Source organism: Thermodesulfobacteriota bacterium (assembly GCA_040758155.1).
GTDB lineage: Bacteria > Desulfobacterota > Deferrimicrobia > Deferrimicrobiales > Deferrimicrobiaceae > UBA2219.
In genome coordinates this window covers 1-10,053 of sequence record JBFLWB010000184.1, presented here as the reverse complement: position 1 = coordinate 10,053, position 10,053 = coordinate 1, and the positions used below count along the sequence as shown (strand labels likewise).

The 10,053-nt window shown below is 68.6% G+C and carries 9 protein-coding genes; 2 read left to right on the top strand and 7 right to left on the bottom strand.

The features are described 5' to 3' along the window. The 5 genes from AB1346_12655 to AB1346_12635 all read right to left on the bottom strand — a co-directional run. Positions 1-292 (bottom strand): type IV pili twitching motility protein PilT (locus AB1346_12655; protein MEW6721294.1); only part of this gene is annotated, 292 nt, incomplete at its 3' end. A 28-nt stretch (positions 293-320) separates the two neighbouring features. Further along, positions 321-2,018: a type IV-A pilus assembly ATPase PilB gene (gene pilB, locus AB1346_12650; GenBank protein ID MEW6721293.1), complete on the bottom strand. Its 1,698-nt coding sequence runs from the start codon at positions 2,016-2,018 to the stop codon at positions 321-323. Positions 2,019-2,068: 50 nt separating this feature from the next. Next, entirely contained in the window at positions 2,069-2,911 is an 843-nt protein-coding gene (gene aroE, locus AB1346_12645; protein MEW6721292.1) for a shikimate dehydrogenase, read from the bottom strand. Then, positions 2,908-3,504 carry an HNH endonuclease gene (locus tag AB1346_12640; GenBank protein ID MEW6721291.1) on the bottom strand — a complete coding sequence of 199 codons (597 nt, stop codon included), beginning with the start codon at positions 3,502-3,504 and terminating at the stop codon, positions 2,908-2,910. Before AB1346_12640 ends, aroE begins: the two co-directional genes overlap by 4 nt. A 7-nt stretch (positions 3,505-3,511) precedes the next feature. Next, complete coding sequence (locus AB1346_12635; protein MEW6721290.1) at positions 3,512-4,177, bottom strand: GntR family transcriptional regulator; 666 nt, start codon at positions 4,175-4,177, stop codon at positions 3,512-3,514. 108 nt (positions 4,178-4,285) lie between these two features. On the opposite strand from AB1346_12635, the gene AB1346_12630 reads away from it, so the two are divergent. After that, the gene (locus AB1346_12630; protein MEW6721289.1) at positions 4,286-5,092 is read left to right on the top strand and encodes a sugar phosphate isomerase/epimerase family protein; all 807 of its coding nucleotides are present in this window, start codon (positions 4,286-4,288) and stop codon (positions 5,090-5,092) included. Here the strand turns inward: AB1346_12630 and AB1346_12625 are convergent. Further along, positions 5,079-5,456 (bottom strand): STAS domain-containing protein, encoded by a 378-nt coding sequence (locus tag AB1346_12625; GenBank protein MEW6721288.1) that lies wholly within the window; start codon positions 5,454-5,456, stop codon positions 5,079-5,081. The genes AB1346_12630 and AB1346_12625 overlap by 14 nt on opposite strands. Beyond that, positions 5,456-7,732 (bottom strand): ATP-binding protein, encoded by a 2,277-nt coding sequence (locus AB1346_12620; GenBank protein ID MEW6721287.1) that lies wholly within the window; start codon positions 7,730-7,732, stop codon positions 5,456-5,458. The genes AB1346_12625 and AB1346_12620 overlap by 1 nt, the downstream gene beginning before the upstream one ends. Positions 7,733-7,828: 96 nt before the next feature. Between AB1346_12620 and AB1346_12615 the strand changes: the two genes are divergently transcribed. Next, positions 7,829-10,053 (top strand): TIGR03936 family radical SAM-associated protein (locus AB1346_12615; protein MEW6721286.1); only part of this gene is annotated, 2,225 nt, incomplete at its 3' end.

Here is a 10,053-nt window from a genome sequence, read left to right as displayed (position 1 = left end):
GGAACGCCCCCGCGCAGGCGCCGCGCTGCATGTAGATGTTCGCCCGGAAGCGGCTCAGCCCCTTGACGCCGAACGACAGGTCGAGCTCCCAGTCCTCCTCGAAACGCTGCTTCTGCGACTCGGTCAGGATGCTGTAGCAGAGGCGCTTGGTGTCCTGCGGCATCAGCGGCTCGTACGGGAGCGGCACCAGGCTTCCGTCCACGCGGATCGTCGGCGCGACCCCCGTGGTTACGTGGAGGTCGGACGCCCCCTTCTCGTACATCTGGCTGAGCAGCTCCTGCATCGTCACCATTCGGCGCTATCCTCCCTTTCGCCCCGGATCAATCCGGCGCGGTCACGCGCAGCACTTCCTCGAGGGTCGTTATGCCCTCTTCCACTTTCGAAAGCCCCGACTGGCGCAGCGTCTTCATCCCCAGCCGGACGGCCTCGCGCTTGATGTCGATCGCCGAGCCGCCGCGCAGGACCAGGTCCTTGATTTCCTCCTTGATCGGCATCACTTCGTACAGCGCCACCCGGCCCCGGAATCCCGTGCCGTTGCAGTCCTCGCACCCCTTCCCCTTCGCCGGCCGGGCCGTCTTGATCCGCTCCGGCTTCATCCCGGCGTCGGCCAGCCCCTTGGGGGGAAGCTTGATCTCCTGTTTGCACTTCTCGCAGACCCTGCGGGCGAGCCGCTGGGCGACGATCAGGTTCAGCGACGAGGAGACGAGGAACGGCTCGACGCCCATGTTGAGCAGCCGGGTGACGGTGCTGGGAGCGTCGTTGGTGTGCAGCGTGGAGAGGACCAGGTGGCCGGTGAGCGACGCCTTCACCGCGATCTCCGCCGTCTCGTAGTCGCGGATCTCGCCCACCATGATGATGTCGGGGTCCTGCCGGAGGAAGGAGCGCAGGGCGGACGAGAAGGTCAGCCCGATCTCCTCCTTCATCTGCACCTGGTTGATCCCCGCGAAGTTGTACTCGACCGGGTCCTCGGCCGTGGAGATGTTGTCCGAGGTCTTGTTCAGGTCGGACAGCGCCGAGTAGAGGGTGGTGGTCTTCCCGGACCCCGTGGGGCCCGTGACCAGGATCATCCCGTAGGGGCGGTGGATCGCGTCCATGAAGTCCGCGAGCTGCCCGGGCTCGAAGCCCAGCTTCGTCATGTCGAGCTGGAGGCTCGACTTGTCGAGCAGCCGGAGGACGATCTTCTCCCCGTAGATCGTCGGCAGGACGGAAACGCGGAAGTCCATCTCCCGCCCTTTGCCGATCTTCATCTTGATGCGGCCGTCCTGCGGGAGGCGCCGCTCGGCGATGTCGAGGGAGGACATGATCTTCAGGCGCGACGAGAGCGCGTTGCGCAGCCGCAGCGGCGGGCGCATCACCTCGTAGAGGACGCCGTCGACGCGGTACCGGACCCGGAACTCCTTCTCGTAGGGCTCGATGTGGATGTCCGACGCGCGGCGCTTGATGGCCTCGGTGAGCAGGTAGTTCGCCAGCTTCACGACCGGGGCGTCGTCCACCGCCTTCTCGAGGTCGGCCGTCTCGACCGTCTCCTCCCGGATGACCTCGAGGTCCTCGTCCAGCTCGGAGATGATGTCCTTCATCTCCATCGAGCGGTCGAAGAACTTGTTGATCGCCGTCGTGATGTCCCGCTCGGAGGCCAGGACCAGTTCGACGGCGTAGCCGGTCTTGAACCCGATCCCGTCCACGATCGCCATGCTGGAGGGGTCGGAAACCGCCACGATCAGCTTCGCGCCCACCCGGTTGATGGGGAGGGCGAGGTGCTTCTGCACCATGTCTTCGGGAAGCAGCCGGACGACGTCCGGGTTGATCTCGTATTTGGAAAGGTCGACGACCGGCAGGCTGAACTGGCGGCCGAGGAAGGCGAGGAGCTCCTCCTCCTTGATGAACCCCGATTTCACCAGGATCGTCCCGATGCGCTCCCGGGTCTTGTCCTGGGTCTCGAGGGCGTTGCGGAGCTGGTCGGCGGTGAGCAGGTTTCCCTTGAGGAGCATCTCCCCGATCTTGTTGGCCACTGTGGACATGCGCTTTCGCTCACCTCCCTCCGGGCGACGATCCGAACGTGTCTATCATATTATTTTCCCGCCGCCTTTTTCGCCAAGGCGAGGAACACGCGTCCGGGGATTTCCCTTCCCGTCCAGAGGGCGAAGCTCCTCGCGGCCTGGTGCGCCAGCATGGGAAGGCCGTCGATCGACGGGACGCCCCGGGCCCGCAGCTGCCGGACGAGCCGGGTCCCTCCATGCCGGTAGACCAGATCGGCAAAACGGGCAGATTTCTTTACGGCTTTTTGCGGAAATCCCTCCCAATCCCCCACCAGCCCCAGCGGGGTGCACTGGACGATGAGGTCGGCGTCCCGGAACGCCTTTTCCATCGTTTCCGGGGAGAGCTCCCCAGCGGAAAAGGCCACCGACGGAAACCGTGGGGAAAAGGCGCGGGCGATCTCCTCCGCGCGGCCCGGGTCCCGGTTGAGGAGGGCGATCCGCCGCGTCCCGGCCTTCCCGAGGGCGAAGGCGACCCCCCGGGCGGCGCCCCCCGCCCCCAGCAGGACGACGTTTCCGTGCCGCCTCCCCCACCCCTGCCCCGCCAGCGCGTCGAGGAACCCTTCCCCGTCGGTGTTCTCCGCGTGCAGCTTCCCCCCGCGGACGACGAGCGTGTTCGCCGCGCCGCAGACCGCGACCGCCTCCGAGCGGGTGTCGGCCAGCGCCGCCGCCTCCTCCTTGAACGGGATGGTGACGTTCCCCCCCAGGAAGTTCGCCTCCCGGACGATGCGCAGGAACCCCCGCAGGCGCCCCTTCGGCAGCTCCACGGGGACGTAGCAGAGCGGCAGCCCCAGACGGGCGATGACCCCGTTGTGCATCGCCGGGCTCAGGGAGTGGCCCACGGGACGTCCGACGACGAACAGGAGGGAGACGCTCAATCCCGCAGCTCGAGGTTCCAGTAGGTGAAGTCGACGACGTTGAGGAACGGCATCCACTCCTTGTGGATGGGCCTCCGCAGGGAGAAGGCGTACTCGGGGGACCACCGGGGAGGCCTGGGGATCGAGATCAGCCGCATCCCCGCCCGGTCTGGGGTGTCCCCCCCCTTCCGCTTGTTGCAGGGAAGACAGCTGCAGACGATGTTCTCCCAGATCGTCTTCCCTCCCCGGGACCGGGGGACGACGTGGTCGAGGTTGAGCTCGCTGCTGGGGAAGGCGCGGCCGCAGTACTGGCACGTGCTGCGGTCGCGGACGAAGACGTTGCGGCGGCTGAACCGGACGTTGCGCCGCGGGACGCGGTCGTAGGCGACGAGGACCACCACGCGGGGGACCTTCAGCGCGCGCCCGACGACGCCGACGGTCTCGTCGCCCGAGGCGGCGGCCAGGGCGCTCCAGGAGGGGAAGTCGAACGTCTCGAACTGCTCGTTGATCGCCTTGGCCAGCCCCGCGTAAAGAAGGCAGAAGGCGCGGCGCACGCTGGTGACGTGGACCGGGAAATAGGCCCGGTTGAGGACGAGGACGCTCGAATCCAGCATATGTTTTTCAGCCCTTCGCCAGCTCCTTCAGCAGGATCTTCTTCCCGTAGAGCGCGTTCTGCTGCACCAGCTTCTCGGCCAGCGCCGGGTCGCGCCGGCGGAACGCGTCGACGATCTCCGAGTGCTTGTCGATCGACCCCTCGATCCTCCCCGGCATCGCGAGGATCAGCCGGTACCGCTGGAACTGCGCCACCATGCCCTGGACGATCTGGTGCAGCCGCTCGTTCCCGCAGGCGCGCAGGAAGATGTCGTGGAACTCGTTGTGCAGCTCGAGCATCCGGCGCAGGTCCTTCTTCCCCGAGGCCGTCTCCATCTGGCGGTTGAGCGTCTCCATCCGGTCGATCTCGCTCTCGGTGAGCGTCATCGTCGCCTTCCTGGCGGCGTATCCCTCCAAGATCATCTTCAGGTCGTAGAAGTTCGAGACGTCCTGCGCGGAGAACGAGGCGACGATCGCCCCTTTCCGGGGGATGACGGAGATGAACCCCTCCGTCTCGAGCTGCCGGAACGCCTCCCGGATGGGGGTGCGGCTGATCCCGAACTTCTCCGCGAGCTCCGGCTCGGCGATGCGCGCCCCCGGGCGAAGCTGCCCGTTGACGATGGCGCTCCGGATCGAGGAGACGATCCGCTCGCGCAAGGTCAGGTGGCTGTCGATCCGAACCCTCAGCTTCTGCAACGTACGCACCCCATTCCGAAGAGGATACACTAACGCATACCGTATACAAAAAAACAAAGTCAAGATATATCCCCCGTCCCGCTCCCCGCGCTTGCCCGGAATCCCGGGATGGGGTATTTTCCGGAGATGCCCTGGTCCGTCCACTCCACCGTTCCCTTCCCGCTCCTGCGCGAGGAGGAGACGATCCGCGTCCTCCGGGAAAGCGGCGTAGGACCGGAGATCTACTTCTCCGCCGCCGACCTCGACGCCCTGACTCCGGCCGAGGCCGAACGCGCGGCCGAGGCGGTCGCGGCGGCGGGGTTCGCTTCCCTTTCCGTCCACGCCCCGTTCCGCGACGTCTGGCCCGGCGCCCAGGACGAAGAGGCGCGCCGGCACGCCGTCCGCCGGCTCGGCCAGGCGATCGCCCTGGCCCCCCTCTTCCGCCCCGAGGGAGTCGTGATGCACGGCGGGTATTCCGGCTGGCTGTTCGACTTCCGCCCGGAGGATTGGCTCGCGTCCGCCCGGCGCACCTTCGGGGAGCTTGCGGAGGCGGCCGAGAAGGCGGGCACGCGGCTGTTCGTGGAGAACGTCTTCGACGAGCTCCCCGACCACCTGCTCCGCCTGCGGGAGACGGTCGGCTCCCCCCGCCTTTCCCTCTGCCTCGATCCCGGCCACGCGGCGCTCTTCTCCCCCCTGCCGGTGCACCGGTGGGCGGAGGCCTTCGGCGAGGCGACCGGGCTGATGCACGTCCACGACAACCGCGGGACGCGGGACGATCACCTGCCGGTGGGGGAAGGGACGATCAATTTCCGGGGGGTGCTGCTGGCGGCGATCGACGCGGGAGCGAGGCCCATCCTGACGGTGGAGCCCCACCGCAGGGAGCATTTCTCCCGGAGCGTCGCCGCGCTGAGGGCGATTCTCTCTACGCTTCCCTGAGCGTGTCCTCCGAGACGCGGGAGAGGAACGCCAGCGCCTCCTGCTCCGTGTCGAACGACTCGACGTGCTTCGCCAGGCCGGTCACCTGGAAGAGCTCCCGGTTGATGTTGTTCACCTCGCAGAACGCCAGGCGGCCCCGCTCCTCCATCACCTTCTCGACGATGCCGATGATGAAGGAGATGCCGATGCTGTTCACCATGCTCGTCTGGCCGAAGTTCAGCAGGAGCCGCCGCGCCCCCCCGTCGAACCGGGAGCCGACGACCTTCTCCACCTCCTCGCCCAGCGAGCTGTTGAGGTAGCCGCCCACGTACACCACGAGGGTGTCCCCGCGCTCCTTCGTGTCGATCCGCCTGTTCGCCGCCATCATCCCTCCGGTTCCTTCTCCAGGTACTTCACCATGCGGACGACCGTGCCGTCCAGGCCGGTGTCGATTTCCACCTCGTCCACCAGCTCCCGGATCAGCTTCAGCCCCCACCCCCGGTTCTTCTTCGACTCGCCCCCGGCCTTCCCGCCCTGGAAGCCCCTGCCGTCGTCCTGGACGTACAGCTCGATCTTGCCCGGGGACAGGAGGTACCGCAGCCGGACCTTCCCCGTGGCGGAGCCGCTGTGCTCGAACGCGTTGATGCACGCCTCGATGATCGCCATCTTGATGCGGTCCACGGTGTCCGAGTCGACGGAGGCGAACGCCGCCACCGCCTCGGCGACCCGGGCCGCGACGACCTCCGAGTCGGCCTTCATGGGGAGGACCAGCTCGTACTCCACCGGCCTTTCGGCGCGCACGGAGGAGATCGCGGGGGCCCGCTCGTCCTCCGGCGCCCTCCCCAGCTCCTCGAGGCCGAAGAGGTTGAAGAACAGCCGGAGCTGCGTCGGGTGGGAGAGATGGATGCCGTACTGCGCCGCCAGGTCGACCGCCGCGGGGTCGGCCGTCTCGTTGAGGAGCATCCATTTCCGGAAACGGTCGTCCCGGAGCCCCTTCTCGATCGCGAGCAGCCGGCACCGGTTCTCGAAATGCTCCACCGCGCGGGCGGCCAGGTTCCTTTCCGGGACGACGTCGACCGCCCAGACGACCAGGTTCTCCTCGGAGAACTCCCCCTCCAGGAAGCCGTAGGCCACCAGGTCGAAGTCGAAGCGCGGCCCTCCCCGCTGGGTCCGGTACCCCGTCGACACGGAGGAGATCTTCGGGAGGCGGATCCGCGCCGTCTCTCCCTCCATCCCGATGACGACCTCGAGCAGCCCCTTCCGGCCGAACTTCTCGCGGAACGCCCCGAACTCGAACAGCAGCCGCGGCACTTCCCGCAGGTCCCACTTGCGCATCAGCTCCTTCACCGCGTCGACGCGGCGGGTGTGCGCCTCCCCGTGCCCGAAATCCCCCACGGGGAGGGAGAGCCGGGACTGCACGATGGCCGACGCCACCTGCGACACCCCCTTCCCGCACAGGCCGCGCTCGAACGCCCAGTACAGGAAGTCGGTCAGCACCGGGTCCTCGACGAAGGAGAGATGCTCCAGGTCGGCCTTCAGCAGCCCCTTGAACTCGAGCGTGGAGAGGATCGCCTCCCCCTCTTCCGCCGACGACCCCATCAGCGACAGCGCCCCCTCGACGGTGTCGAGCGGGAACCGGTCGTACAGGACGCGCTTTAAAAACCGGATCGCCCGGCCGCGCCGCGCCCGGTCGGGGAATACGTTCTCGAAGAACTCCCGCCAGTAGCCGTTGAGCTTCCCTTCCGTCACGGAGAAGGCGTAGGCGTTCTCGAGGGCGATCGAGTCCGCCACCCGGACGTTCCGGAAGAAGATGTCGTCCACCAGCATCCGCTGGTAGAAGGGGATCCCGCCGACCCGCTGCGTGGCGCGGGGGAGGAGCGGCGCCGCGATCTCCACACGCCGCCGCTCGCAGAGGCGCTCCCACAGGCGCAGCGACGCCTCCGGCCTCAAGCCCCCGATCTCCATCATCTGGAACGCGCCGAACAGCCCTTCCCGCTTCAGCGAGGCGGTCACCCGGCCGGGCGAGGAGCCGGAGAGGAACATCGGGAAGCGCCCGCTCTTGATGTACGGCCGCAGGATGGAAAGCATGGTCCCTTCGGGAACGCCCTGCAGTTTGCCCGTATACTGGAAGTCGTCGAACAGGAAGACGGGATGGAAGGAGCCCCCGGGACCGGAAAAGGGAAGGGAGACGGCGTTCACCAGGGCGGAGAGGCCGTCCCCCGCAGCGGTGTACCGCGCGTGCGCGGAAAGGGTTGCCCTGCCGCCGGTGTACCCGTAGGTCGCGAGCCGCTCGCACATCGCCTCGGGATCGAACGCGGGCGGGTGCTCGTCGCCGTAGAACAGCAGGAGCTGCCCGAGGAACTCCTGCAGGAAATGCTGGGAGAGCGCCAGCGGATGGGACAGGATCTGGCTGAAGGAAAAGTAGAAGGGGAACGGCCTCGGGCCTCCGGCCTCGCCGGCGCCGGCGCGGAGGAAGTCCTTCAGCTTGAGAAGAAGCTGCGTTTTCCCGATGTTGGGGGGGCCGTAGATCATGAAGGAGGAGCCGACGGAGCGCCCGCCCTCCACCGCCGCCCGCGTCAGGGCGGAAAGCTCCTCGTCGCGGCCGAAGAAATCCTCCTCCCGGAACGAGGCCTCCGCCCCCATGGTGCCGAAAAGGCGCAACTTCCCCCCTGCCCTCCCCGTCGGGCCCGGTTCTAATGGGATAATGTAGCGTGAAACCGTTGCGTTTTCATCAATATAATGGGATTTTTTAAAGCCATGACCGCGATCCCCCCGTCGATCAGGAAGCCTTCCCGCTACAGCGGAAGCGAGATCCGGGCGCCCCTCCTCCCCTGGGAAGAGGCCCGCGCCCGCGTCCTCCTCGCGTTCCCGGACGCCTACGAGATCGGGATGTCCCACCTCGGGCTGCTCCTCCTTCACACGATCCTGAACGCCCGGCCCGGTACGCGGTGCGAGCGCGTCTTCGCCCCCTGGGGCGACTACGAGGAGCATCTGCGCGCCTCCGGGATGCCGCTCCCTTCGCTCGAGTCCGGGCGCCCGGCCGGCTCCTTCGACATGATCGGCTTCTCCCTGTGCTACGAGCTCACCTACACGAACGTCCTCATGATGCTCGACCTCGCGGGAATCCCGCTGCGGTCGAAGGAGCGCGGGGAGGAGCAGCCGCTGGTCGTCGCGGGAGGCGTCTGCACGCTGAATCCCGCCCCCGTCGCGCCGTTCTTCGATGCCCTCCTCGTGGGGGACGGCGAGGTGGCGGCGCTGGAGATCGTTTCCGCCGTGCAGGAGCGCAAGGAGCGCGGGAGCTCCCGCGCCGCGCTGCTGGATGCGCTCGCCCGGATCCCCGGCGTGTACGTCCCCGGGATCTCCTCCTCGGTCTCCCGGCGCGTCCTCCCCGACCTCGCCCTCTCCCCCCTGCTCCCCGCGCCCATCCTCCCTTCGATGCGGGTGATCCACGACCGCCTGGCCGTGGAGATCTCCCGCGGCTGCACGCGCGGCTGCCGCTTCTGCCAGGCGGGCTACGCCTACCGCCCGGTGCGGGAGCGCGATCCTCTGGTCGTGCTCCGCTACCTCCAGGAGGAGGCGCCCCGGACCGGCTACGACGAGGTGGGGCTTCTGTCCCTGTCCGCGGCGGACTACAGCTGCATCGACCGGCTCGTCACAGAGGCGATGGAGGCGCTGGCGCCGGACCACGTCTCCCTTTCCCTGCCGTCGCTGCGGCTGGACGCGCTGAAGGAGAACACGGTCGAGCAGCTCCGGAAGGTGCGCAAGTCCGGCTTCACGCTGGCGCCGGAGGCCGGCACGGAGCGGCTGCGCCGCGCGATCAACAAGGACATCGCCGACGACGACGTCCTCCGGACGGCGGAGTGGATCTTCGGCAACGGCTGGCAGACGCTCAAGCTCTATTTCATGGTGGGGCTCCCCGGCGAGACGGCCGAGGACGTGCGCGCCGTCGCCGCCTTGGCGAAGCGGGTCGGCGCGGTCGCGCGGAGGCACGGGAAGCGCTGCTCCGTAACCGTGAGCGTCTCCCCCTTCGTCCCCAAGCCGCACACCCCCTTCCAGTGGGAGCGGCAGGCCGGGCGGGAGGAGATGTGGGAGCGGATCCGGATGCTGCGCGACGCGCTCGGCAGGGACCGCAACGTCGAGGTGAAGCACAACTCCCCGGAGGTCTCGGAGCTGGAAGGGGTCTTCGCCCGGGGGGACGGGCGGCTGCCGGAGGCGATCCTTTCCGCGTACCGCAACGGGGCGCGGTTCGATGCGTGGACGGAGTCGTTCCGCCCCGAGGCGTGGAGCCGCGCGTTTTCGGAAGGCGGCATCGACCCGCTCGAGTACCTGGCGGAACGCGACCCCGCCGGGCCGCTCCCCTGGGACGTCGTGGACCCCGGCATCTCGCGGGAGTTCCTGAAGGCCGAGCGGGACAAGGCGCGCGCCGGCGAGGCGACGCCCGACTGCCGCGCCGCGGGCTGCTCCGCCTGCGGGGCGTGCCCGCCGGGGCTGGCGAACATCACCTTCGCCGGGCGGATGGGGGCGGCTCCCGCCGCCGGCCGCGTGGAGGATGCCCTCCCGCCGCACGCGAAGGCCCCGCCGCAGCGGCACGTCGTGCGCATCGTCTACGCCAAGGAAGGGCCGGCGAAATACCTGAGCGGCCTGGAGATCCAGTCGCTCTGGGGGCGGACCTTCCGCCGCGCGGGGCTGCCGGTCGCGTACAGCCAGGGATTCAATCCCGCCCCCCGCCTCTCCCTCTCCCCGGCGCTCGCGGTGGGAACGGACAGCGAGTGCGAGTTCCTCGAGGCGGAGTTCTTCCTCCCGGTCGTCGCCTCCGGGCTGCCGTCGGCCCTGCCGCCCCACCTTCCGGCGGGCGTCCGCCTGGTCTCGGCGAAGGCGGTGCCGCCGGGCTCCCCGCGCCTGTCGGACTTCGACATCGCCTCCACGTACGTCCTGCGCCCGCTCCCGGAATGCCCGCTCCCCGATGAAGCCGCCCCCGGCCG

Excerpts from the sequence above, each read along its gene's own strand:
- pilB (MEW6721293.1), bottom strand. The coding sequence starts at position 2,018 with ATGTCCACAGTGGCCAACAAGATCGGGGAGATGCTCCTCAAGGGAAAC.
- AB1346_12640 (MEW6721291.1), bottom strand. The coding sequence starts at position 3,504 with ATGCTGGATTCGAGCGTCCTCGTCCTCAACCGGGCCTATTTCCCGGTC.
- AB1346_12630 (MEW6721289.1), top strand. The coding sequence starts at position 4,286 with ATGGGGTATTTTCCGGAGATGCCCTGGTCCGTCCACTCCACCGTTCCC.
- AB1346_12625 (MEW6721288.1), bottom strand. The coding sequence starts at position 5,456 with ATGGCGGCGAACAGGCGGATCGACACGAAGGAGCGCGGGGACACCCTC.